At 64.2% G+C, this 24,004-nt stretch carries 17 protein-coding genes and 1 pseudogene; 9 read left to right on the top strand and 9 right to left on the bottom strand.

The features are described from left to right. The first annotated feature begins 53 nt into the window (after positions 1-53). Positions 54-1,841, top strand: a complete 1,788-nt coding sequence (locus ACK56M_RS28385; protein ID WP_085721334.1) for a monovalent cation:proton antiporter-2 (CPA2) family protein — start codon at positions 54-56, stop codon at positions 1,839-1,841. A 717-nt stretch (positions 1,842-2,558) separates the two neighbouring features. Continuing rightward, positions 2,559-2,851, top strand: a pseudogene (locus ACK56M_RS28390) (hypothetical protein). A gap of 162 nt (positions 2,852-3,013) precedes the next feature. On the opposite strand, the gene ycaC (ACK56M_RS28395) reads toward ACK56M_RS28390, so the two are convergent. Next, the gene (ycaC, locus tag ACK56M_RS28395) at positions 3,014-3,658 is read right to left on the bottom strand and encodes an isochorismate family cysteine hydrolase YcaC (protein ID WP_411959173.1); all 645 of its coding nucleotides are present in this window, start codon (positions 3,656-3,658) and stop codon (positions 3,014-3,016) included. A 280-nt stretch (positions 3,659-3,938) separates the two neighbouring features. Between ycaC (ACK56M_RS28395) and ACK56M_RS28400 the strand changes: the two genes are divergently transcribed. The 3 genes from ACK56M_RS28400 (at position 3,939) to ACK56M_RS28410 (ending at position 7,806) form a co-directional block, all read left to right on the top strand. Continuing rightward, positions 3,939-4,850: a LysR substrate-binding domain-containing protein gene (locus tag ACK56M_RS28400; protein WP_015272307.1), complete on the top strand. Its 912-nt coding sequence runs from the start codon at positions 3,939-3,941 to the stop codon at positions 4,848-4,850. A 93-nt stretch (positions 4,851-4,943) separates the two neighbouring features. Next, positions 4,944-6,206 carry an OprD family porin gene (locus ACK56M_RS28405; RefSeq protein ID WP_309671291.1) on the top strand — a complete coding sequence of 421 codons (1,263 nt, stop codon included), beginning with the start codon at positions 4,944-4,946 and terminating at the stop codon, positions 6,204-6,206. Between the two features lies 1 nt (position 6,207). Next, positions 6,208-7,806, top strand: a complete 1,599-nt coding sequence (locus ACK56M_RS28410; protein WP_411959174.1) for an MFS transporter — start codon at positions 6,208-6,210, stop codon at positions 7,804-7,806. 169 nt (positions 7,807-7,975) lie between these two features. Here the strand turns inward: ACK56M_RS28410 and ACK56M_RS28415 are convergent, their stop codons facing one another. From ACK56M_RS28415 to ycaC (ACK56M_RS28430), 4 genes are all read right to left on the bottom strand, one after another. Next, positions 7,976-9,817 (bottom strand): amidohydrolase, encoded by a 1,842-nt coding sequence (locus tag ACK56M_RS28415; protein WP_015272310.1) that lies wholly within the window; start codon positions 9,815-9,817, stop codon positions 7,976-7,978. 314 nt (positions 9,818-10,131) lie between these two features. Beyond that, a complete protein-coding gene (locus ACK56M_RS28420) occupies positions 10,132-10,950 on the bottom strand; it encodes an alpha/beta fold hydrolase (protein WP_015272311.1) in 819 nt (272 codons plus the stop codon). 39 nt (positions 10,951-10,989) lie between these two features. Then, the gene (locus ACK56M_RS28425; RefSeq protein ID WP_015272312.1) at positions 10,990-11,298 is read right to left on the bottom strand and encodes a hypothetical protein; all 309 of its coding nucleotides are present in this window, start codon (positions 11,296-11,298) and stop codon (positions 10,990-10,992) included. Positions 11,299-11,412: 114 nt separating this feature from the next. Beyond that, on the bottom strand, positions 11,413-12,042 hold the full coding sequence (ycaC, locus tag ACK56M_RS28430) for an isochorismate family cysteine hydrolase YcaC (RefSeq protein WP_015272313.1): 630 nt from the start codon (positions 12,040-12,042) through the stop codon (positions 11,413-11,415). Between the two features lie 320 nt (positions 12,043-12,362). On the opposite strand from ycaC (ACK56M_RS28430), the gene ACK56M_RS28435 reads away from it, so the two are divergent. Continuing rightward, positions 12,363-13,790, top strand: a complete 1,428-nt coding sequence (locus ACK56M_RS28435; protein WP_054572018.1) for a mechanosensitive ion channel family protein — start codon at positions 12,363-12,365, stop codon at positions 13,788-13,790. A 102-nt stretch (positions 13,791-13,892) separates the two neighbouring features. Here ACK56M_RS28435 and ACK56M_RS28440 read toward each other — a convergent pair whose 3' ends face one another. Together ACK56M_RS28440 and ACK56M_RS28445 are read right to left on the bottom strand one after the other, a co-directional pair. Further along, the gene (locus ACK56M_RS28440; RefSeq protein WP_013974769.1) at positions 13,893-15,179 is read right to left on the bottom strand and encodes an NAD(P)/FAD-dependent oxidoreductase; all 1,287 of its coding nucleotides are present in this window, start codon (positions 15,177-15,179) and stop codon (positions 13,893-13,895) included. Between the two features lie 123 nt (positions 15,180-15,302). Continuing rightward, complete coding sequence (locus tag ACK56M_RS28445) at positions 15,303-16,793, bottom strand: aldehyde dehydrogenase family protein (protein ID WP_003253547.1); 1,491 nt, start codon at positions 16,791-16,793, stop codon at positions 15,303-15,305. Between the two features lie 136 nt (positions 16,794-16,929). On the opposite strand from ACK56M_RS28445, the gene ACK56M_RS28450 reads away from it, so the two are divergent. Both ACK56M_RS28450 and ACK56M_RS28455 read left to right on the top strand, forming a co-directional pair. Next, positions 16,930-17,820, top strand: a complete 891-nt coding sequence (locus ACK56M_RS28450) for a LysR family transcriptional regulator (protein ID WP_015272315.1) — start codon at positions 16,930-16,932, stop codon at positions 17,818-17,820. A gap of 221 nt (positions 17,821-18,041) precedes the next feature. Further along, positions 18,042-19,427, top strand: a complete 1,386-nt coding sequence (locus ACK56M_RS28455; protein WP_137137766.1) for a VOC family protein — start codon at positions 18,042-18,044, stop codon at positions 19,425-19,427. A 194-nt stretch (positions 19,428-19,621) separates the two neighbouring features. On the opposite strand, the gene ACK56M_RS28460 is transcribed toward ACK56M_RS28455, so the two are convergent. Beyond that, a complete protein-coding gene (locus ACK56M_RS28460; protein WP_015272317.1) occupies positions 19,622-20,548 on the bottom strand; it encodes a LysR substrate-binding domain-containing protein in 927 nt (308 codons plus the stop codon). 156 nt (positions 20,549-20,704) lie between these two features. Here ACK56M_RS28460 and ACK56M_RS28465 point away from each other — a divergent pair, with 156 nt between their 5' ends. Then, positions 20,705-22,093, top strand: a complete 1,389-nt coding sequence (locus ACK56M_RS28465; RefSeq protein ID WP_015272318.1) for a NorM family multidrug efflux MATE transporter — start codon at positions 20,705-20,707, stop codon at positions 22,091-22,093. A gap of 123 nt (positions 22,094-22,216) precedes the next feature. On the opposite strand, the gene ACK56M_RS28470 is transcribed toward ACK56M_RS28465, so the two are convergent. Continuing rightward, positions 22,217-23,881 (bottom strand): putative bifunctional diguanylate cyclase/phosphodiesterase, encoded by a 1,665-nt coding sequence (locus tag ACK56M_RS28470; protein ID WP_054572020.1) that lies wholly within the window; start codon positions 23,879-23,881, stop codon positions 22,217-22,219. Positions 23,882-24,004: the final 123 nt, after the last annotated feature.

Genomic DNA, 24,004 nt, shown 5'->3' on the forward strand with positions numbered 1-24,004 from the left:
TTGTCCGCCAAACTGATCTAACGCTGCCCCAGCAGCTCATGGAGTACGAGCCAATGCCACACGAAGGCAGCCTTCTGCAAACCGCGGTGATCTTTCTGCTTGCCGCTGTCCTCGCCGTCCCGCTGGCCAAGCGACTGAAACTGGGGGCCGTGCTCGGCTACCTGCTCGCCGGCGTGATCATCGGCCCGCAGGCGCTGGGCCTGATCCGCGATACCGAAAGCGTGGCGCACATTTCCGAGCTGGGCGTGGTCCTGCTGTTGTTCATCATCGGCCTCGAGCTGTCGCCCAAGCGCCTGTGGCTGATGCGCAAGTCCGTATTCGGCGTCGGCACCGCCCAGGTGCTGCTGACCGGTGCGCTGATCGGCGCCATCGCCCTGTTCGGCTTCAGCCAGACGCTACCGGCGGCCATCGTGCTCGGTCTGGGCCTGGCGCTGTCGTCCACCGCCCTTGGCCTGCAGAGCCTGGCCGAGAGCAAGCAGCTCAACGCCCCGCACGGCCGCCTGGCGTTCGCCATCCTGCTGTTCCAGGACATCGCCGCCATCCCACTGATCGCATTGGTTCCGCTGCTGGCCGCCAGTGGCCCGGACACCAGCCACGGCGACAGCCTGGAGCATGGCCTGAAGGTGTTCGCCAGCATCGCAGTGGTCATCGTCGGTGGCCGCTACCTGCTGCGCCCGGTGTTCCGCACCGTGGCCCGCACCGGCCTGCCGGAAGTGTCCACCGCCACCGCGCTGCTGGTTGTGATCGGCACGGCCTGGCTGATGGAAGAAGCCGGCATTTCCATGGCCCTGGGTGCCTTCCTCGCCGGCCTGCTGCTGGCCGACTCGGAATATCGCCACGAGCTGGAATCGCAGATCGAACCGTTCAAAGGCCTGCTGCTGGGGCTGTTCTTCATCAGCGTCGGCATGGGTGCCAACCTGCGCCTGCTGCTTGAAATGCCTTTGGTGGTGCTGGGCCTGACCCTGCTGCTGGTGGCCGTGAAGCTGGTACTGCTGATCGGCGTCGGGCGCCTGGCCGGTGGCCTGAACAGCGCCAGCGCCCTGCGCCTGGGCATGGTGCTGGCTGCCGGTGGCGAATTTGCCTTCGTGGTGTTCAAGCTGGGCAAGGACCAAGGCCTGTTCGACACCCAGACCTACGACCTGCTGCTGATGACCATCACCCTGTCGATGGCCATTACCCCGCTGCTGATGATTGGCTGCGCCCACGCCCTCAAGCGCCCGCAACCTGCGCGTGAGGTGCCGGAGCATTACAAGCAGATCCAGGCTGACACGCCACGGGTGGTGATCGTTGGCATGGGCCGCATGGGCCAGATCGTCGCGCGCATCCTGCGGGCACAGAAGATTCCGTTCATTGCCCTGGAAACCTCGGTGGACACCATCGAGATGACCCGTATGTTCGAACAGGTACCCGTGTTCTACGGCGACCCTCTGCGCCCCGAGGTGCTGCATGCCGCCAAGGTGGGCGAGGCGGAATACTTCATCATCACCATCGATGACCCGGAAGCTGCCATTCACACAGCGGAACGGGTGAAACGCCTGTACCCGCACCTGAAAGTGCTGGCCCGCGCGCGTAACCGCCAGCATGTGCACAAGTTGGCGGATGTCGGCGCCGAGCCGATTCGCGAGACGTTCTACTCCAGCCTGGAGATGACCCGCCGGGCATTGGTGGGGTTGGGGTTGAGCGAGGCGCAGGCGGCGGACCGGATTGCGCGGTTTACCCAGCATGACGAAGAGGTGCTGGTGGCCCAGGGGCAGGTGCGTGATGACCGGGCCAAGGTGATGCAGACGGCCAAGGAGGCCCGGGCGGAGTTGGAGCGGTTGTTTGATTCGGATGCGGATTGAGGGTTTCGAGCGCATGACTGTAGAGATGCAGCGCCCTTGCGATCGAGCGCCGCCCGCGCGGCGCTTCGCGGGACAAGCCCGCTCCCACATTTGTTTCGGGCCAATTATTCCTGTGCCAGGTGGGTTGCAGCCTTGGTGTATGGCTGAAGATGAATGAAGAGCAATTGCGCCCCCTTCGATATCGAATGGAACAAACAAGGCGGACAGAGGTGACTTCACAGGAGTGACTGGCCCGAAACAGATGTGGGAGCGGGCTTGTCCCGCGAAGCGCCGCGCGGGCGGCGCTCGGTCTCATAGGCGCCAGAAATCTATCGTCAGGCACCTGGAGGCCATTCTGCAACCTCCCGACGGTCACCTCCCTGCCATTACGCGGATACCAAAAAACCATCAAAAAATCGTCCGTCTCAGCAAGGTCCTACCTCCTAGCGAACCATTTCCTACGTTAATGCTGACCCTGACGAATTATCCTACGCACCGTGTCGACGCCCGTCTGATTGTCCGGGGAAAGCCTGCTCTCTAGGCTTGCCGGGTCGCTGTCGGTTCAGCGATCGGGTGTGGAAACCCGTCTCGGTTTGAGGTTCTGTCGTCAATGGCAGTTGTGCGCGGGAGGCCGTATGGCCTACCGGGTTGCCTCTCACCGGTTTTCCACCCCGCGTACAACTGCCACCCTTCGCGTGGAAACGGATGGTTGCAGTACAACCTAGAGAGCTTACTGCAATGAAAAAGATTGTTCCCAATCCACCTCTTCCCGACACCAAAGAGCGCGCTTTCAGCCGCTGCGATGCCGGCCATCCACCTTTGTTCACAGTAAACCCGGGCGTCTCTGCCCACGACGCCCTGGTGCATGTGCCCAGTACCTGCGCGGCGCCTACGACTGTGGCTACAAAGCCCTGGAACACCTGGATGAAACCGGCAAGAGCCTGTTCTGGAGCAACCTGAATGCGCTCGAAATGGCAGAAGGATTGGTTGAGGCATTGCTGGATGGGATTGAGTCGCAGCCCATGAATTGATGTTGTCCTTGCTGGCCTCTTCGCGGGTGAACCCGCTCCCACAAGGATCACCACAGGCGCTGAAACTGTGCAGTACCTGTGGGAGCGGGTTTACCCGCGAAAGGGCCAGCGCAGCAAACAAAAAAGGCCAGCTCCCTACAGAGGGAGCCGGCCTTTTTGCATTCAACTAACGGGCTGTTGCTTACCCGCAGTCAACGCGTTGTAGCTGGTAATCAGGTTGCGATAATCCGGAATGTGGTTGGAGCACAGCGCCGCCAGCCCTTCGATGTCGTTGCGCCAGTCGCGGTGCAACTCACAGGCCACGCCGAACCAGGTCATCATTTGCGCGCCAGCGCGGCTCATGCGGTCATGGGCAGCATCGCGGGTCATTTCGTTGAAGGTGCCAGAAGCATCGGTCACCACGAAAACTTCGAACTCCTCTTCCAGGGCCGACAGCGCCGGGAACGCTACACAGACCTCAGTCACCACGCCGGCAATGATCAGCTGTTTCTTGCCAGTGGCCTTCACCGCCTTGACGAAGTCTTCGTTGTCCCAGGCGTTGATCTGGCCTGGGCGGGCGATGTACGGGGCGTCCGGGAACAGGGCCTTCAGCTCTGGTACCAGCGGGCCGTTGGGGCCTTGTTCGAAGCTGGTGGTGAGGATGGTCGGCAGGTTGAAGAACTTGGCCAGGTCGGCCAGGGCCAGCACGTTGTTCTTGAACTTGTCCGGCTCGATGTCACGGACCAGGGACAGCAGGCCAGCCTGGTGGTCGACCAGCAGGACAGCGGCATCGTCTTTGTTCAGGCGGTTGTAGGTGAATTTGCTCATGGTCTGTGCTCCTGAGGGTTATGAATTTTTCAGCATTCGGGGGTGTTTCGCGTTGATGGGCACAGATTAAAATCATCACCTTTGTGGCGGTAGATAGCAGAATTTGGCTTTAGCGTTCCGTTTTATGAACGATAGATTGGCGCTGCCTGTACTGGCCTCTTCGCGGGCACGCCCGCTCCCACAGCTACTGCACTGGCTTTGAATCTTGAGCGATCCCTGTGGGAGCGGGCGTGCCCGCGAAGAGGCCAGTACAGGCAGCCAACAATCCGGAGACCGATCATTGGAAGACCTCAACTCCCTCTACTACTTCACCCAAGTAGTCGAACACGGCGGCTTCGCCCCGGCTGGCCGGGCGCTGGACATGCCCAAGTCGAAGCTAAGCCGGCGCATCGCCGATCTCGAAGACCGCCTGGGCGTGCGCCTGCTGCACCGCACCAGCCGCCATTGTTCGCTCACCGAGATCGGCCAGGCCTACTACAACCGCTGCCTGGCCATGCGCGTGGAGGCCGAGGGCGCGGCGGAGATCATCGAGCGCAACCGCAGCGAACCGCGCGGCCTGGTGCGTATCAGTTGCCCGACCACCCTGCTCAATTCCTGGGTCGGGCCGATGCTGACCCGCTACATGCTCAAGTACCCGCAGGTGGAGCTGTTCATCGAGAGCACCAACCGCCGCGTCGACCTGCTGCACGAGGGGTTCGACATCGCCCTGCGGGTGCGCTTTCCACCGCTGGAGAACACCGACATGGTGATGAAGGTACTGAGCAACAGTACCCAGTGCCTGGTCGGCCAGCCGCAGTACCTGGAGCAGTTGCCCAAGGGCTTCGACCCGCAGTTGCTCGGCACGCTGCCGAGCCTGCATTGGGGCAGCGCCCAGCGTGAGTACCAATGGGAGCTGTTCCAGGGCGAAGACAGCAGCCGCAGCATCGTCATCCCGCACACACCGCGTATGGTGACGGACGACCTGTTCGCCCTGCGCCATTTCGTGGTGGCCGGGGTGGGTATTGCGCACCTGCCGCGGGTGGCGGTGCGCGAAGACCTGGCGGCGGGTCGGCTGGTGGAATTGTTGCCGGACTGGCACCCGCGTTGCGGCATCGTGCATGCGATCTTCCCGTCACGGCGGGGGTTGCTGCCATCGGTGCGGGCGCTGATCGATCATCTGGCCGAAGAATTCGCCATCAGCGACATGGCTTGAGCCGGCACAGGCAAGACCAGCCAGAGCACACGCATACAAGACCCCTGGCCTATCCTTCCTCCACAGTCCCGGATCATCCCTCCCGGAGCCCCCATGATCCGCGCCACCCACGGACCAGGCCGCGCCCTGCTCGCCACCCTCGCCCTGTGCCCGGTGCTCAGCCAGGCCGAAGAGCCCGCCTGGTCGCTGCTCAGCCGCAACTATTTCCTGCACAGCGACTTCCGCTCGCCCTCCGGCAGTGGCCAGAACTACCGCCAGGAATGGGCTCAGGGCTTCATTGGCGAAATCCGCTCCGGCTTCACCGGGGGCACACTCGGCGTCGGCATCGATGCCCATGGTTTTCTCGGCCTCAAGCTGGACGGCGGCCGCGGCCATGCCGGCACCGGCCTGCTGCCGCGCGACAGCGATGGCCGCGCCGAGTCCGACTACTCCAGCGCCGGCGCCGCACTCAAGCTGCGCCTGGGCAACACCCAACTGCGCTACGGCGAAATGACCGTGGAAACCCCGGTGTTCGACACCAGCGACAAACGCCTGCACCCGGAGTACGCCACCGGCTGGTTCCTGGACAACACCGACATGCCCGACTGGCGCCTGCAGGCCGGGCACTTCACCGCCTTCAAAAACCAGGACAACAGCTCCAGCCATGATGACTTCAGCGGCTACGGCGCTACCACTGACAACCGCGCCATCAGCCTGGCCGGTGCCGCGTTCGCACCCGACGGGCCATTCGGCGGCGCACTGTACGCAGGCCAGCTGGAGGACACCTGGCGCCAGGCCTACCTCAACCTGAACCTGGCCGAGGGCAACTGGCGCCTGGACGGCAACCTGTACAAGACCCACGACACCGGCAATGCCAGTGCCGGGGCAATCGACACCCTCGCCTACAGCCTGCTGGCCAGGTACAGCTTCGGCGCCCAGGCGCTGAGCCTGGCCTACCAGAAGGTCGAGGGCGATACCCCGTTCGACTTCGTCGGCGGCGACTCCATCTACCTGGCCAACTCGATCAAGTACGCCGACTTCAACGGCCCCGGCGAGCGCTCGTGGCAACTGCGCTACGACCTCGACTTCGCCACCCTCGGCGCCCCCGGCCTGAGCCTGATGGGCCGCTACGTCAGCGGCCGTGGCATCGACGGTAGCCATGCCCCGGCAGGCGGCGCCTATGTGGGCCAGTACGGCGACGGCGGCAAGCACTGGGAGCGCGACATCGACCTGAAATACGTGGTGCAGTCGGGCGCCGCCAAGGACCTGAGCCTGTCGTTTTCCCACGTCAGCCACCGCGCCAACCAGGCCCAGGCCGGCGATGACATCGACCGGATCTACCTGATCATCGAATACCCACTCAAAGGCAGCTTCTGACATGAGCACGACCCCTTCAGGCGCCTGGAGCCCATTGCGCAACGCCACCTTCCGCATGCTGTGGATCGCCACCATCGCTTCCAACATCGGCACCTGGATGCATGAGGTGGGCGCCGGCTGGCTGATGACCACGCTGTCGGCCAGCCCGTTGCATGTGGCCCTGATCCAGGTAGCCGGCTCGCTACCAATGTTCTTCCTCGCCCTGCCGGCCGGCGCGGCGGCTGATATCGTCGACAAGCGCCGCTACCTGTTGCTGGTGCAACTGTGGATGTCTTCGGTGGCCGTGGTGCTGGCGGCCCTGACCCTGCTCGGGCTGATGAACGTCACCCTGCTGCTGGTGCTTACCCTGGCGTTGGGCATCGGCACGGCACTGATGATGCCGGCCTGGAGCGCGCTGACACCGGAGCTGGTAGGCAAGGACGACCTGGCCAACGCGGTGGCGCTTTCCAGTGTCGGTATCAACGTGTCGCGCGCCATCGGCCCGGCTTTGGCGGGCGTGGTGGTGAGCATGGTCGGCCCGTGGTTGACCTTCGCCTTGAATGCCATCTCGTTCGCCGGGGTGATCCTGGTGCTGTTCCTGTGGAAGCGCGAGGTGAAGGAGCCGCTGCTGCCGGCCGAGCGCTTCGTCGGCGCCATGCGCACCGGGCTGCGTTTCGCGCGCAGTGCCAAACCCTTGCAGGCGGTGATATTGCGCGCCTTGGCATTCTTTTTCTGCGCCAGCGCGGGCACCTCGCTGCTGCCGTTGATCGTGCGTGGCGAGATGCATGGCACCGCCGCCGATTTCGGCCTGCTGCTGGCGGCCATCGGCATCGGCGCGGTGGCCGGCGCCACCTTGCTGCCACGCCTGCGCGAACGCATCAGCCGCGACCGCCTGGTGCTGCTCGCCAGCCTGCTGTATGCCCTGTTCCTGCTCGCCCTGGCGCTGGTGCGCAACTTCTATGTGCTGCTGCCGGCAATGCTGCTCAGCGGCGCGGCGTGGATTGCCGTGCTGTCCAACCTGCAGGTGGCGGCGCAGACCTCGGTGCCGGCCTGGGTACGGGCGCGGGCGCTGTCGGTGTACATCCTGATCTTCTTTGGTGCCATGGCCAGTGGCGGGTTGCTGTGGGGCACGCTGGCCAGCCATGCAACGATCACCTTGAGCCTGCTGCTGGCCGCAGGAGGCCTGGCACTGGGCACGCTGCTGACCTGCAAGGTGACGCTGCCGGAAACCGCAGCCGAGGAGCTGACGCCGTCACTGCATTGGCCGGTGCCGCTGCTGAGCGACGACATGGACAAGGAAAGCGGGCCGGTGATGGTCACCGTGGAATACCACATCGACCCGGCCAAGGCCGAGGCGTTCCAGCAGGCAGCGCGGGAGCTGGAGGCGATGCGCAAGCGCAATGGCGCGTTGTCGTGGGGGTTGATGCGCGACAGCGCGGACCCGGCGGTGTGGCTGGAGTTCTTCTTCGAGGAATCGTGGCTGGAGCATTTGCGGCATCACCACCGGGTTACCCGGGGTGAGCTGAAGATCGAGGCGCGGGTGCGGATGCTGCAGACCGCTGGGGTTGAGGTGAAGATCCGGCATCTGTTGGCGGGTGGGGAGCACAAGGCTCACCATTGATGTTGGTTTTTCCGGCCTCTTCGCGGGCACGCCCGCTCCCACAGGTGCACCACAGCCCTCAGACTTTGTGCGATCCCTGTGGGAGCGGGCGAGCCCGCGAAGGGGCCAGTACTGAAGGAACAAAAAAGGGGGCCAATAACTGGCCCCCCTTTTTTCACATCAGCTCAGCTTAGAAAGCAAAGCACGAACAACCCAGCGCCCCCCAGAAGCCCTGGAAGTCATTCACCGGCACACTCGAATGCCGTGCCTTCTCATGGCTGTGCGCATGCACCCCGCAAGGCCCGACACACTGGTGCGCCACCGCTGCCAGCGACGGCGTGCCCACGCGCCAGTGGCCCGGCACCTTGGTCACCGGAGACCACTCCGGCAGCACCGGCACCTGGGGCGGGCCGAGCTTGTCGAATTCCGCCGCGCCATACACCACCTTGCCATCGACCACGGTCAGCACCGACTCGATGCCTTTGATCGCCTCTTCATCGACACTGAAGAAGTCCAGCGACAGCGCCGCCAGGTCAGCCAGCTGGCCCACCTTGATCTGGCCTTTCTTGCCCTGCTCGCTGGAGAACCAGGCGCTGCCCTGGGTGAACAGCTGCAGCGCGGTGTCACGGCTGAGGCCTTCCGGGTACAGCTCCATGCCACCGACGGTCTTGCCGCTGACCAGCCAGTACAGCGAGGTCCAAGGGTTGTAGCTGGACACGCGGGTGGCGTCGGTACCGGCGCCCACCGGCACGCCCATGTCGAGCATGCGCTTGATCGGCGGGGTCTGCTCGGCAGCCTTGGCGCCGTAGCGGTCAACGAAATACTCACCCTGGAAGGCCATGCGATCCTGGATCGCGATACCGCCGCCCAGCGCACGCACACGCTCGATGTTCTGCGGGGTGATGGTTTCGGCGTGGTCGAAGAACCATGGCAGGCCATTGAACGGGATGTCGCGGTTGACCTTCTCGAACACGTCGAGCATGCGCGTGATCGATTCGTTGTAGGTGGCATGCAGGCGGAACGGCCAGCGCTGCTCGACCAGGTGGCGCACCACCGGCTCCAGCTCTTGTTCCATGGTTTGCGGCAGGTCCGGGCGCGGTTCGAGGAAGTCCTCGAAGTCGGCGGCGGAAAACACCAGCATTTCGCCGGCGCCATTGTGGCGCAGGAAGTCGGTACCGCTGTGCAGCTTCACGCTGGAGGTCCACTTGCGGAAGTCGTCCAGCTCTTCCTTGGGCTTCTGGGTGAACAGGTTGTAGGCAATGCGCACGGTCAGCTGGTTGTTGTCGGCCAGCTCCTGGATCACCTGATAGTCGTCCGGGTAGTTCTGGTAGCCACCACCGGCATCGATGGCACTGGTCAGGCCCAGGCGGTTGAGCTCGCGCATGAACTGGCGGGTGGAGTTGACCTGGTATTCCAGCGGCAGCTTCGGCCCCTTGGCCAGGGTGGCGTAGAGGATCATCGCGTTGGGGCGGGCGATGAGCATGCCGGTCGGGTTGCCGAACTTGTCACGCTGGATCTCGCCGCCCGGCGGGTTGGGCGTGTCCTTGGTGTAGCCGACTGCCTTGAGCGCGGCGCGGTTGAGCAGTGCGCGGTCATACAGGTGCAGCAGGAATACCGGGGTGTCAGGTGCGGCCTGGTTGATTTCCTCCAGGGTGGGCATGCGTTTTTCGGCGAACTGGAACTCGTTCCAGCCGCCGACCACACGCACCCACTGCGGGGTCGGCGTGCGCGCGGCCTGGTCCTTGAGCATGCGCAGGGCATCGGCCACCGAAGGCACGCCTTCCCAGCGCAGCTCCAGGTTGTAGTTCAGGCCACCACGGATCAGGTGCAGGTGCGAGTCGTTCAGGCCAGGGATGACCGTACGCTGCTTGAGGTCGATGATCTGCGTGGTGGCGCCCTTGTGGGCCATGGCTTCGGCGTCGTTGCCCACGGCGATGAAACGGCCATCCTTGATGGCGACGGCGGTCGCGGTGGGCTTTTCACGATCAACGGTGTGCAGTTTGCCGTTGAACAGAATCAGATCGGCGGTCATGGAACCTCCTTGGGTGGATGCGTGAGCGGAACCGGCGGAACCGGTAAAGGGCAATGCGGACCAGAGCGCGCCAGCGGCACCGAGCACGGTACTGGTGGCGAGGAACTGGCGACGGGTCTTGTCGTTGCGGTCCTGGGACATGGGGTTCTCCGTCTGGTGCGGCAGCGGGCAGGCGCAACTGCGGAGCATGCCGGTTGGTGTAGGGGCAAGGCTTGGATGGATGTGCGGTGGGTTGTTGAAGGTTAGCCTTGTTCAGCATTTGCGCTGCCTGGGCTGGCCTCTTCGCGGGCACGCCCGCGAATGCCCCAGCACAGTTACTTCTGAAGGAACGCCAGCAAGTCTTGATTGAGCTGCTGTGCATGGGTCACCGCAAACCCGTGCGGCGCCCCCGCATACACCTTCAGCTCAGCCCCACGAATCAGCTCCGCCGCCCGCTTGCCGGTGCTCTCGAACGGCACGATCTGGTCGTCGTCACCGTGGATCACCAGGGTCGGCACATCGATCTTGGCCATATCCGGGCGGAAGTCGGTTTCGGAGAACGCGGTCACGCAATCCAGGGTGCCCTTGATCGATGCCATCAGCGCAATGTTCAAGGTCTGGGTCTGCACACCCTGGGACACCTGCTGCCCATGGTTGATGCCATAGAACGGCGTGGCGAAATCGGCGATGAACTGCGCCCGGTCGGCACGCAGGCCGGCGCAGATACCCTCGAACACCGATAGGTCGACACCTTCAGGGTTGTCGTCACGCTTGCCGAACACCGGCGTCACCGCGCCCAGCAGCACCAGCCCGGCCACACGCTCGCTGCCGTGGCGGGCGATGTAGCGGCTAACGTCGCCGCCACCCATCGAGAAGCCCACCAAAGTCACGTCGCGCAGGTCGAGGTGTTCGATCAGCTGGGCGATGTCATCGGCGAAGGTGTCGTAGTCGTAGCCGTTCCATGGCTGGCTCGAACGGCCGAAACCACGGCGGTCGAAGGCGATGGCGCGGTAGCCGCGGCTGGCCAGGAATTCCATCTGCGAATCCCACATGTCGGCATCCAGTGGCCAGCCGTGGCTGAACAGCACAGGTTTGCCGCTGCCCCAGTCCTTGAAGTAGATCGAAGTGCCATCGCGGGTAACGAACGTGCTCATGTCGGTATCTCCTTGAAAATGTCGAGGTAAAGGCCTGGCTCAGCCACGTAGCCAGTTGGCGCAGCGGCGGGTTACCCAAGGCATGATGTAGAACACCACGGGCAGGATGACGAACAGGTTGACGATCAGATTGCCGGTGATCGCGCCCCCCAACTGCGGAAAGCGTGCAAACAACGGTGCCAGCAGTTGTGGAATGATCATGGTCATCGGGCAGATCACCAGGTAGGTCAGCAACGCCTGCTTCCAGCGCGGCGGTTGCGCCGGCGTGGTGCCCGTCGAACTGGCGATTACCTTGTGTTGCAGGCATACGGTCACTACGTCGCGGTTGTCTTGGGGTGCGGTGTTCATCGGCGTTCCTTGGGATGAGCTTGCCCGCATCCACTGTGCAACGGCGGACGGGCGCTGGATTGGACAGGTGTGCTGCCTTGGCGGGCACCGGCTGGCGGTGCCCGCGCATCTGGCTTACTTGCTGGCGTTGAAAGCGTTGTAGCTGGTGATCAGGTTGCGGTAGTCCGGGATGTGGTTGGAGCACAGCGCGGCCAGGCCTTCGATGTCGTTACGCCAGTCGCGGTGCAGCTCACAGGCCACGCCGAACCAGGTCATCAGTTGTGCGCCGGCCTGGCTCATGCGGTCGTGGGCGGCGTCGCGGGTCATGGCGTTGAAGGTGCCGGAGGCATCGGTGACCACGAACACTTCGAACTCTTCCTCCAGGGCTGACAGCGCCGGGAAGGCTACGCACACTTCGGTCACCACGCCGGCGATGATCAGCTGCTTCTTGCCGGTGGCCTTCACCGCCTTGACGAAGTCCTCGTTGTCCCAGGCGTTGATCTGGCCTGGGCGGGCGATGTAGGGGGCGTCCGGGAACAGGGCTTTCAGCTCTGGTACCAGCGGGCCGTTGGGGCCTTGTTCGAAGCTGGTGGTGAGGATGGTCGGCAGGTTGAAGAACTTGGCCAGGTCGGCCAGGGCCAATACGTTGTTCTTGAACGCGTCCGGCTCAATGTCGCGGACCAGGGACAGCAGGCCAGCCTGGTGGTCGACCAGCAGGACAGCGGCGTCGTCTTTGTTCAGGCGGTTGTATTTGAAGTTGGTCATGGTCGTTGCTCCTAAGGTTTTGATCTTTTCAGTAAGTTGGGTGTTTCGCGTTGATGGGAGAAGATTAAAACCATGACCTTTTGGGCGGTAGATAGCAGTTTTTGGCTCTAGCGTTCTGTTTTGTGAACGATGGATTGATGCTGGATTTGCCGGCCTCTTCGCGGGCTTGCCCGCTCCCACAGGGATCGCGCATCCATCAACTCATGCACAACATCTGTGGGAGCGGGCAAGCCCGCGAAGAGGTCGGCACAGGCTGTCATTGCCTGCCCGGCCAACCTGCTCTATTACTACCCACAGCCCTCCCCTCACCCGAGACCACCATGCTGGCGTTCATCCAGTCGTACCCGCTGTTGCTCGGCACCGCCCTGATCCTGCTCGACCTCGCGCTCTGGCAGCTGATTCCTCTCCAGCAACGCGCCTGGCGTATCGGCACGCGGTTGGTGCTGTTCCTGCTGTTCAGCTCGGTACTGGTGGCTGCCGGCATGAGCCCGATGCAACCACCACCCTGGCCCGATGATGTCTCGCGCAACCTGATCGCCACAGTACTGGCGATCGGCTGGTGGCTGTTCGGCGCACGCACGGTGACGGTGGTGTTCGGCCTGTTGCTGGGTGCCCGTGGCAGCCATGGCGGGCGTTTGCTGCAGGATGTGCTGGGGGCGCTGATCTTCCTGGCTGCGGTAGTCGCCGCCGCAGGTTATGTGTTGCAGTTGCCGGTGAAGGGCCTGCTGGCTACATCGGGGGTAATGGCCATCGTCATCGGCCTGGCGCTGCAGAGCACATTGGCCGACGTGTTCAGTGGCATCATCCTGAACACCACGCGGCCGTATCAGATTGGCGACTCGATCTCCATCGATAGCACCGAAGGCAAGGTGCTGGAAATCGACTGGCGTGCCACCCGCCTGCTCACCAGCACCGGCAGCCTGGCGGTGATCCCCAACTCGGTGGCGGCCAAGGCCCGGCTGCTCAACCACAGCCGCCCGGCCGATGTGCACGGGGTGTCGGTCAGCGTGGTGGTACCGGCCAAGGTGCGGCCCAAACGGGTGTTCGATGCTCTGGAAAAAGCCTTGCAAGGCGTCAGTGCCATCCTGGCTACACCAAGACCAAAGGTGACGGTGAAAGCCTCGACGCTGGAATCAGTGGAGTACGAAGCCAGCGGCTTCGTGGCCGACGCGGGCGCCAAGGGCGACGCGCGCAATCAGCTGTTCGACCTGGCCCACCGGCACCTGGAGGCCAGCGGGGTAATGTGGAACACCGACCTGGCCATGCCACCACGCAGCCGCCAGCGCGAGGTGCTGGATGAGGTGCGGGTGTTCCGCTCGCTGAGCGCTGAAGAGCGCGATACGTTGAGCCAGCGCATGACGGCGGTGGAATACCTGGCCGACCAGGTAATCCTGGGCGTGGGCGAGCATTCCGATCATTTGCTGGTTATTGGCAGCGGGGTGGTTTCGGCGTCGATCCGCGATGGCGACAAGCTGGTCGAAGCAGGGCGCATGGGGCCGGGCGAGGTGCTGGGAATCGAAGGAATCATCGACGAAGAGGACTCGCTGGCCGAGTTCCGCACGCTGACCGGTTGCGTGCTGTATCGGATCGACAAGGAACAGGTGAAGAGCTGCCTGGTGCAACGCGGCGATGTGCAAACGGCGTTGAGCAAGTTGCAGCGGTTTCGGCGGCAGAGCCGGGAGTCGTTGTTGCTGCAGAAGCCGGTTTCGATCAAGAAGGGCGGTTTTCTCAGCTGGTTGCACAAGTAAGCCTGTGCCGGCCCTATCGCCGGCGAGCCGGCTCCCACTGCACAGGCTTTAAGAGCAATGCGATCAATGTGGGAGCTGGCTTGCCGGCGATAGGGCCGGTGCTTACAACACAACCCTTAGGCATTGCCCCGCGTGGTACAGCGAGAACCCGGACTCATAGAACGCAGTCCGCAGCGAGGGCGCACTCACGCCCTTCATCGGCGAGAACGGAATCGGCAGGCTGCCCGCCTCCCCCTTCAGCAGGAACTCGGCAAACGCCCGGCCAATCACGGTCCCGGTGGTATTGCCCCGCCCGTTGTACCCGGTTACCGCCACCAGCCCCGGCGCCGGTTCGAACAGGCGCATCAGGTGGTCTGGGGTGAAGTCGATGCAGCCGGTCCAGTGCATTTCCCACTCGACCTTGCCCAGCTCCGGGTAATAGTGGCTCTGGATGCGGTCGGCCCAGCTGCGCACGAACCACGCCGGCTTGTTGTCGACCCGGCCCAGGCTGCCTAGCAGCAGGCGGCCCTGGTCGTCGCGACGGATGCTGCTGAGCACGGTGCGGGTGTCCCACGAGCCTTGGCCATGTGGCAGCACCTTGTCGGCTGCAGCGCCCTGCAACGGCTTGGATGCCACCTGGTAGTAGTAGCCACGGAAAAACTGCTTCTGCAGGTTGCTCCAGTCGCCTTCGGTGTAGGCGCCGGTGGAAATCACCACCTTGTCGGCGCGCACCGAACCACGTGCGGTCTTCACCCGCCAGGCATCGCCGTCACGCTCCAGGCCTTCGACCGAAGACTGCTGGAACAGCTTGCCACCCAGGCGTGCCACCGCTGCGGCCAGGCCCTGGGTGTAGCCCATGGGGTTGATGGTGCCGGCGCGGCGGTCGAGCAGCGCGGCGGAAATCTTGTCGGTGCCGCAGTATTCCTGGCATTGGGCGCCGGTCAGCAGCTCCACATCGGCACCACGGCGGCGCCATTGTTCGTGGCGGGCCTCGAGGTCGGCGATACCGGTGGCGTTGTGCGCCATGTGCAGCGTGCCTTTGTGCTGGGCCTGGCAGTCGATGCCAAGGCGTTCGATCATGGCGAACACTTCGGCCGGGGCTTCGCCGAGCACCTTGTTCAGGCGGCTGCCCTGCTGCAGGCCGAGGGTGGCCTCGACATCGTCGGGGCGGATCCAGGTGCCGGCGTTGACCAGGCCGACGTTGCGCCCGGAGCCGCCGTGACCGATCTTCCAGGCCTCCAGCAGGATCACCGACTTGCCCTGTTCGAGCAGGTGGATGGCCGCCGACAGGCCGGTAATGCCGCCACCGATCACACAGACATCGGCCTTGTGCTCACCGGCCAGGGCCTGGGCGGCGACGGTCGGTTTGCTGACGAATTCCCACAAGCATTCTTGACGCAGTTCGGACATGGCCCGGCTCCAGCAATTTGTTCTTGTTGGGGCTGCATTGCAGCCCATCGCCGGCAAGCCAGCTCCCACAGTGTGGGAGCTGGCTTGCCGGCGAAACGGGGGCAAAGCCCCCGCCTGCGGACATCAGTCGAACACGATACCCTGCGCCAGCGGCAGTTCGCGCGAGTAGTTCACGGTGTTGGTCTGGCGACGCATGTAGCCTTTCCAGGCGTCCGAACCGGACTCACGGCCACCGCCAGTCTCCTTCTCGCCACCGAACGCACCGCCGATCTCGGCGCCGCTGGTGCCGATGTTGACGTTGGCGATGCCGCAGTCGCTGCCCGAGGCGCTCTGGAAGCGTTCGGCCTCACGGATGTCGGTGGTGAAGATGCATGACGACAGGCCTTGTGGCACTTCGTTGTTCAGGCGCAGGGCCTCTTCGAAGTCGTCGTAGGCCAGCACGTACAGTATCGGGGCGAAGGTTTCGTGGCGCACCACGTCGCTCTGCGCCGGCATTTCGGCGATGGCAGGCGATACGTAGTAAGCGTTCGGGTACTGATCGGCCAGCTGACGCTCGCCACCAAATACCTGGCCACCTTCGTCGCGGGCCTTGGCCAGCGCGCCCTGCATGGCGTCGAACGACTGCTTGTCGATCAGCGGGCCCACCAGGTTGTCCTTGCGTGGGTCACCGATGCGCACCTTGCCGTAGGCGGCTTTGACACGGGCAACCACTTCGTCCTTGATCGAACGGTGCACGATCAGGCGGCGCAGGGTGGTGCAACGCTGGCCGGCGGTGCCGACTGCGGAGAACAGGATGCCACGCACGGCCAGGTCGAGGTCGGCGCTCGGGGCCAGGATCATGGCGTTGTTGCCGCCCAGTTCGAGGATGCTGCGGCCGAAGCGGGCAGCCACACGCGGGCCGACTTCGCGCCCCATGCGGGTGCTGCCGGTGGCGCTGACCAGCGGTACGCGCGGGTCGTCGACCATGGCTTCGCCGGCTTCACGGCCGCCGATCACCAGTTGTGCCAGGCCAGCCGGGGCATCACCAAAGGCTTTCAGGGCTTTTTCGAACAGCGCCTGGCAGGCCAGGGCGGTCAGCGGGGTCTTCTCGGACGGTTTCCATACCACCGAGTTACCGGCGACCAGGGCCAGGGCAGTGTTCCAGGCCCAGACTGCGACCGGGAAGTTGAAGGCGCTGATCACGCCGACCACGCCAAGCGGGTGCCAGGTTTCACGCATGTGGTGGCCAGGGCGCTCGGAAGCGATGGTCAGGCCGTACAGCTGGCGCGAAAGGCCAACGGCGAAGTCGCAGATGTCGATCATTTCCTGCACTTCGCCCAGGCCTTCCTGGGTGATCTTGCCGGCTTCGATCGAAACCAGCTCGCCGAGGTCGGCCTTGTGCTCACGCAGCACTTCGCCGAACAGGCGCACCAGCTCGCCACGGCGCGGGGCCGGCACGCTGCGCCAGGCTTCGAAGGCGCTCTGGGCCTGATCGATGCGGGCGATGGTCTCGGCCTTGCCGAGCAGTTTCACCGAGGCGATCTGGCTGCCGTCGATCGGCGTGTGAACAGGGTAGTCGCCCTGGGTGTAAGCCTCGGCAGCAACGCCAAGGCGCTCGAGCAGTCCAGCAACCATTTGTGCATCTCCTACATCGGGTGATGGGGTGGAAAAATGATGTGGATCAGTATTAATCCGATCACACCGGTGCAACAAACGACCTTTATTCCGCATATCATTCCGTCAGGTAATGATTTGAGCCGCAGAGACCGCTATGTCCAAACGCCTGGTGCCCTCCATGACCGCCCTGCAGTGCTTCGAAGCTGCAGCCCGCCATTTGAGCTTTACCCGTGCCGCCGAAGAGCTGCACCTGACCCAGAGCGCAGTCAGCAAGCAGGTGGCGCAGCTTGAAGACATGCTGCGCCACCACCTGTTCCTGCGTATCCGCCGCCGTCTGCAGCTGACGCCGGCGGGTAGCCTGTACCTGGCCGAGGTCAACAAGATCCTCACCCAGGTGGATATGTCCAGCCGCTACGTGCTCACCTACGGCGAGCAGACCGAGATATTGAAGGTAGCCACTCAGCCGAGTTTTGGCGTGCGCTGGTTGATCCCGCACCTCAAGGGTTTTGGCAAGCGCCACAACAACATCCACCTGGACATCCGCAACGAGATGGAGCCTTTCGCCCTGCTGCAAGGATCGGCGGACGTGGTGTTCTTCTATGGCCAGGGTACTTGGCCGGGGGCCACCTGCGTGGAGCTGTTCGGTGAAGAGGTGGTGCCGGTATGTGCGCCGGAGTTGCTGGCCGGGCGTGAACTGAACGATGCCGGGGAGCTGGCCGACCTGGTGCTGCTGCAGAGCACCTCGCGGCCAGAGGCCTGGCACGAGTGGTTCCTGGAGTTGGGCTTGCAGAGCGTCAGTGCCTACCACGGGCCGCGCTTCGATACCTTCTACATGGCCTTGAGCGCGGCGCAGGCCGGGTGCGGGGTGGCGTTGGTGCCGCGCTATCTGGCGGCGAAGGAGCTGGCCGAGGGGAGTTTGGTGGTGCCGTGGAACCATGCGATGCGCAGTGCCGGGGCGCATTACCTGGCGTATGCCGAGCATGCGGCGGAGGTGCCCAAGGTAAGGGCGTTGGTGGAATGGATTCGCGAGCAGCTTCAGGCTTGAGATTGCCGGGGCCGCTTTGCGGCCCATCGCCGGCAAGCCAGCTCCCACAGGGAGCTCCACAATTGCTGAATCCTGTGTCCAACCTGTGGGAGCTAGCTTGCCGGCGATAGGGCCCTTGAGGTCGATCAAAAAAGGAATGACACACTCACTTTTTTTCGCTTGTGAGCAAAGTGCATTCCCAGCTTTCATGTAAGCGTCCGAACCCAACCAGGAAGCTAGCGATGCCCGCCCACGATTTCGTCAGCCCCGACAGCATCCGCGCGCAGTTCTCTGCCGCCATGTCGCTCATGTACAAACAGGAAGTGCCCCTGTACGGCACGCTGCTGGAGCTGGTGAGCGAAATCAACCAGCAGGTCATGGCCCAGCAACCCGAGGTTGCCGAGGCCCTGCGCTGGACCGGCGAAATCGAGCGCCTGGATCAGGAGCGCCACGGCGCCATCCGTGTCGGCACCGCCGCAGAGCTGGCCACCATCGCCCGGTTGTTCGCGGTCATGGGCATGCAGCCAGTCGGCTACTACGACCTTAGTTCCGCCGGCGTGCCGGTGCATTCCACCGCCTTCCGCGCGGTGCACGAGCAGTCGCTGCACGTCAGCCCGTTCCGCGTATTCACTTCGCTGCTGCGCCTGGAGCTGATCGACAACCCGCAACTGCGCGAGCTGGCAGAGAGCATCCTGGCCAAGCGCCAGATCTTCACCGCCCGCGCCCTAGAGCTGATCGACCAATGCGAGCGCGATGGTGGCCTGAATGCCGCCGATGCCGAGGTGTTCGTGCAAGAAGCGCTGCACACCTTCCGCTGGCACCATGACGCCACCGTCACTGCCGAGCAGTACCAGCAGTTGCACGACCAGCACCGCCTGATCGCCGATGTGGTGGCCTTCAAGGGCCCGCACATCAACCACCTGACCCCGCGCACCCTTGACATCGATGCAATCCAGCTCGGCATGCCGGCCAAGGGCATCCCGCCAAAGGCCGTGGTCGAGGGCCCGCCCACCCGCCGCCATCCGATCCTGCTGCGCCAGACCAGCTTCAAGGCCCTGCAGGAAAAGGTTGCGTTCAGCGACCAGCAGGGCAGCCACACCGCGCGCTTCGGCGAAATCGAGCAACGCGGCGCGGCGCTGACGCCGAAAGGCCGCCAGCTGTACGACAAGCTGCTAGACGCCACCCGCGCCGCCCTGGGTGGCGCCCCGGCCGAGGCCAATGCCGAACGCTACATGGCGTTGTTGAAGGACACCTTTGCCGAGTTCCCGGACGACCTGGCGCAGATGCGTGAACAAGGGCTGGCCTACTTCCGCTACTTCGCCACCGAGAAAGGCCTGGCTGCGCGCGACCAGGACGACCGCCCGACCACACTGGATGGGCTGATCGAGGCTGGCCATGTGCATTTCGAGGCGCTGGTGTACGAGGACTTCCTGCCGGTGAGCGCGGCGGGGATCTTCCAGTCCAACCTGGGTGACGATGCGCAGGCCGAGTACGGCAGCAACGCCAACCGCGATGCGTTCGAAGCAGCGCTGGGGCTGCAGGTGCAGGATGAGCTGGCGCTGTATGCGCAGAGCGAGCGTCGGTCGCTGCAGGCGTGTGCACAGGCGTTGAACCTGGGCTCGATGTAAGGCTGTAGATCGCAGGGGCCGCTTCGCGGCCCTATCGCCGGCAAGCCAGCTCCCACAGGATGGCATCGAGCCTGAGGCAAATGCAGTCCCTGTGGGAGCTGGCTTGCCGGCGATGAGGCCAGGGCAGGCAACACAGACAGTTGCCCCCAAACCTGTGGGAGCGGGCAAGCCCGCGAAGAGGCCGGCACAGGCGATCAAAGGGGCGGCAGGATCTGCACATCCGGCAAATCCATCGCCGCCACCTCCTCTTCCAGAAACGCGCTCAAACGCCGCAACCGCTCGCCCCCTGGCCGAGTGCGCGGCCACACCAGGTAATAATCCATCCCGCTGGGCACGGCCGTCGGCCAAGGCAGGCTCAAGCGCCCCTGCGCCACATCTTCGGCCACCATCAGCAAATCACCCATGGAAATGCCGTAGCCACGCGCAGCGGCAATCATGCCCAGCTCCAGGGTGTCGAACACCTGCCCGCCCTTGAGCGAAACCTTGTCACTCAACCCCATGCGCTCCAGCCATTCCCGCCAGTCGCGCTTGTCCACCGTGGGGTGCAGCAGCTCTATGCAGGCCAGCCGACGCTCGTCCCAGGGTTCCTCGTCGAGCAGGTCTGGCGCACCCACGGGGATCAGCAGTTCCGGGAACAACCTGCGCACTTCCCATTCCGGCGGGAACACCCCGTCGCTGAGCAACACCGCGCAATCGAACGGCTCCTGGTTGAAGTCCACATGGTCGACATCCATCCAGGCGCTGGTCAGCTGCACTTCGTTGCCAGGCTGCAAGTGGCGAAAGCGGCTAAGGCGCGCCAGCAACCAGCGCATGGTCAGGGTCGAGGGAGCCTTCATGCGCAGGATGTCATCCTCACCGCGCAAGGTATCGCAAGCCCGTTCCAGCGCGGCAAAGCCTTCACGCACACCGGGCAGCAGCACCCGCGCCGCTTCGGTCAGTTGCAGGCTGCGGCCGCTGCGCACGAACAGGCGGCAGGCAAAGTGCTCCTCCAGCGTGCGGATATGCCGGCTGACCGCGCTCTGGGTAATCGACAGCTCTTCGCCGGCACGGGTGAAGGAGCTTAGCCGCGCGGCGGCTTCGAATGCGCGCAGGGCATACAGCGGGGGGAGCTGACGGGACATGAGGCACCTGCCATACGGGGCTGTGAAATGAATCACCGGGAAGCATATATACATGAGTCAGACTCATGCCAATGATCGCTTTTATCCTTTTGTGCAAAGTTGACCAAAGCCTCAGAATCGCCCTTCGTTGATCACCCCAGGAAAAGGACTGCCCCCATGCATGTCGCGCCCACCACAGAACTCAAGGCTTTGCTGCGCCTGGCCGGGCCGCTGATCGCCTCGCAGTTGGCGCACATGCTGATGGTGCTGACCGATACCCTGATGATGGCCCGCATCAGCCCGCAAGCCCTGGCTGGCGGCGGCCTGGGTGCGGCGAGCTACTCGTTCGTGTCGATCTTCTGCCTTGGCGTGATCGCTGCGGTCGGCACCCTGGTGGCCATTCGCAAGGGCGCCAACGACATCGAGGGCGCCACCCGCCTGGCGCAGGGTGGCCTGTGGCTGGCCTGGAGCCTGGCGCTGTTCGCTGCGCTGGTGTTGTGGAACCTTGAACCGGTACTGCTGCTGTTCGGGCAAAAGCCCGAAAACGTTGCATCGGCCGCCGAATTCCTCACCCTGCTGCCACTGGCGCTGCCCGGCTACCTGACCTTCATGGCGTTGCGCGGCTTCACCAGCGCGCTGGGCCGGTCTACGCCGGTGATGGTCATCAGCCTGGTCGGCACGGTGCTCAACTACCTGTTCAACGTGGCGCTGATCGAAGGCATGTTCGGCCTGCCCAAGCTGGGCCTGATGGGCATCGGCCTGGTCACCGCGGTGGTGTCGATGGGCATGGCCATTGCCTTGGCGCTGTATATCCGTTGGCACCCGGCCTATGCCGCCTACCCATTGCGCAAGGGCCTGTCGCGCCCTTCGCTGCCGGCCCTGCGCGAGCTGTGGCGGCTGGGCTTGCCGATTGGTGGCACCTACATGGTGGAAGTCGGCCTGTTCGCCTTCGCCGCGCTGTGCATGGGCGTGCTGGGCAGCACCGAGCTGGCAGCGCACCAGATCGCCCTGCAGATCGTCTCCACAGCGTTCATGGTGCCAACCGGGTTGTCGTATGCGGTGACCATGCGCGTGGGGCTGTACTACGGCGCCGGCAACCTGCTGGCGGCGCGCAGTGCCGGGCGGGTGGGCATAGGCTTCGGGGCGATGATCATGTTTGCCTTCGCCGCGCTGTTCTGGCTGCTGCCCGATACGCTGGTGGGGCTGTTCATCGACAGTGACGACCCGGCATTTGCGGCGATCTTCCAGCTGGCGGTGCAGTTGCTGATGGTGGCTGCGTGGTTCGAGCTGTTCGATGGCATGCAGACGATCGCGATGGGCTCGATCCGTGGGCTGAAGGATGCCAAGACGACCTTCCTGATCGGGCTGGTGTGCTACTGGCTGGTAGGGGCGCCGAGCGCCTGGCTGTTCACCTTTACCCTGGGCGGTGGCGCAGTCGGGGTGTGGTGGGGGCTGGCGTTGGGGCTGGCGTGTGCGGCGGTGGCACTGACCTTTGGCTTTGAGTGGCGCATGAAGCGGCTTTTGGGCAAGGCAGGTCTGGCTGACGGGTCGGCAGTGTCTGTGTGATTGCCGGGGCTGCTTTGCAGCCCTTTCGCGACGCAAGGCCGCTCCCACATGGGAATGCGTTCGCCGATCAATGTGGGAGCGGCCTTGTGTCGCGAAAGGAGGGCGAAGCCCTCCCCTGCGATGTCACAGGCTAACCAGCTTCGGCTTGCTGTAATCCAGCAAGAACTCCATCAACTCCCCCACCGGCAGCGGCTTGCTGACCAGGAAGCCCTGCACCTGGTCACAGCCAAACCCGCGCAGCAACGCCATCTGCTCTTCACTCTCCACACCTTCGGCCACTACTTCGAGGTTGAGGTTGTGCGCCAGGTTGATCATGGCGTGCACCAGCTTGCGGTTCTCCTCGCGCATTTCCATTTCCGCGACAAAGCTGCGGTCCACCTTGAGCAAGGTGATCGGCAGGCTGTTGAGGTGCACGAACGAAGAGAACCCGGTACCGAAATCATCGAGCGAGAAGCGCACGCCCAGGCGCCCCAGGGCGTCCATGGTCTGGCGCACCAGTTCGTTGCGGCGCATCACTGCCGTTTCGGTCAATTCGAACTCCAGCCAGCGGGCATCCACGCCATGTTCGAGAATCAGGCGGCTCAAGGTCGCCAGCAACTGGCTGTCCTGGAACTGGCGGAAGCTCAGGTTGACCGCCATGTGCAGCGGCTCCAGGCCGCGCTCGCACAGCGCCTGCATGTCGCGCAGGGCTCGGGAAATCACCCAGTAGCCCAGCGGCACGATCAGGCCGCTCTGCTCGGCCAGCGGCACGAACTCGCTGGGCGGCAACAGGCCACGCTCGGCATGCCGCCAGCGCACCAGCGCCTCGAGGCCGACGATACGCCCGTCGGCCAGGTTCAACCGCGGCTGGTAATGCAGCTCCAGCTCGTCCCGGCGCAGGGCGCGGCGCAGTTCGCTTTCCAGGTCGGCAAGGCTGCGGGCGTTGCGGTTGATGCGTTCGTTGAACACATGGAAAGTGCAACCCTGGCTGCCTTTGGCCTGGCGCATGGCGATGTGCGCGTGCCACATCAGCGGGTCGGCACCACCCTGGGCGCGGGCATGGGCCAGGCCCAGGCTGCAGCCCAGCAGCAGGCTTTCGCCGTCGATCCAGTAGGGTTCGGCCAACGCCTCGACAATCCGCTCGGCAATCCACTCGGCACGGTTGGGGTCGCGTCGGGTGTCGATCAGCAGGGCGAACTCGTCGCTGCCCAGGCGCGCCAGTTGGTCGCCCGCCTCCAGTTGCTGTTTCAGCCGCGCCACCACCTGCAGGATCAGGCGGTCGCCGCTCTGGTGGCCAAGGGCGTCGTTGACGTGGCGGAAGTTGTCCAGGTCCAGGTGGCCGAGGGCAAGGCCACGGCCGTCGTTCTCGGCCAGGCGCGCGGTCAGCAAGGCCTGGAAGCCTTGGCGGTTTGCGATGCCGGTCAGCGGATCCTGCTCGGCCAGGCGCTGCAAAGTGGCCACCAGCACGCCGCGCTCGCGCACATGGCGCAGCGAGCGACGCAAGGTGTCGGCATTGAGCTGGTCACGCACCAGCCAGTCACTGACGGCGCTGGGCGCTAACTGAGGCTCGTGGTCGAGCAGCAGGATGGTCGGCAGCTCGCAGCGCCCAGGCGCGGGCTGCAGGGCCGGGGTTGCCAGCACGACAGCCTGGCGGTCCTGGTTGAACAGGTTGTCGACCGACTCCCAGTTCGGCGCCGTCAGCAGCACGGCGCTGCCACCCTGGGCAGGCATGCACTCGCGTAGCAGCGCGCCCCATTCCGGCTCATCGGCCAACAGCAGCAAACGCAATGGTTCGACAGGCGTGGACAAGCGGGCTCCTTAGGCTTCACGGTGCAACGGAAACTGCCAGGTATGCTACTGCATTAATGAAAATGATTTTCAATTTAATACATGTTTTTACGGGTGTAGCATCCCGACGTATTTTGTCGTGCA

The sequence above is a fragment of the Pseudomonas sp. s4 genome, assembly GCF_046764235.1.
Lineage (GTDB): Bacteria > Pseudomonadota > Gammaproteobacteria > Pseudomonadales > Pseudomonadaceae > Aquipseudomonas > Aquipseudomonas asiatica.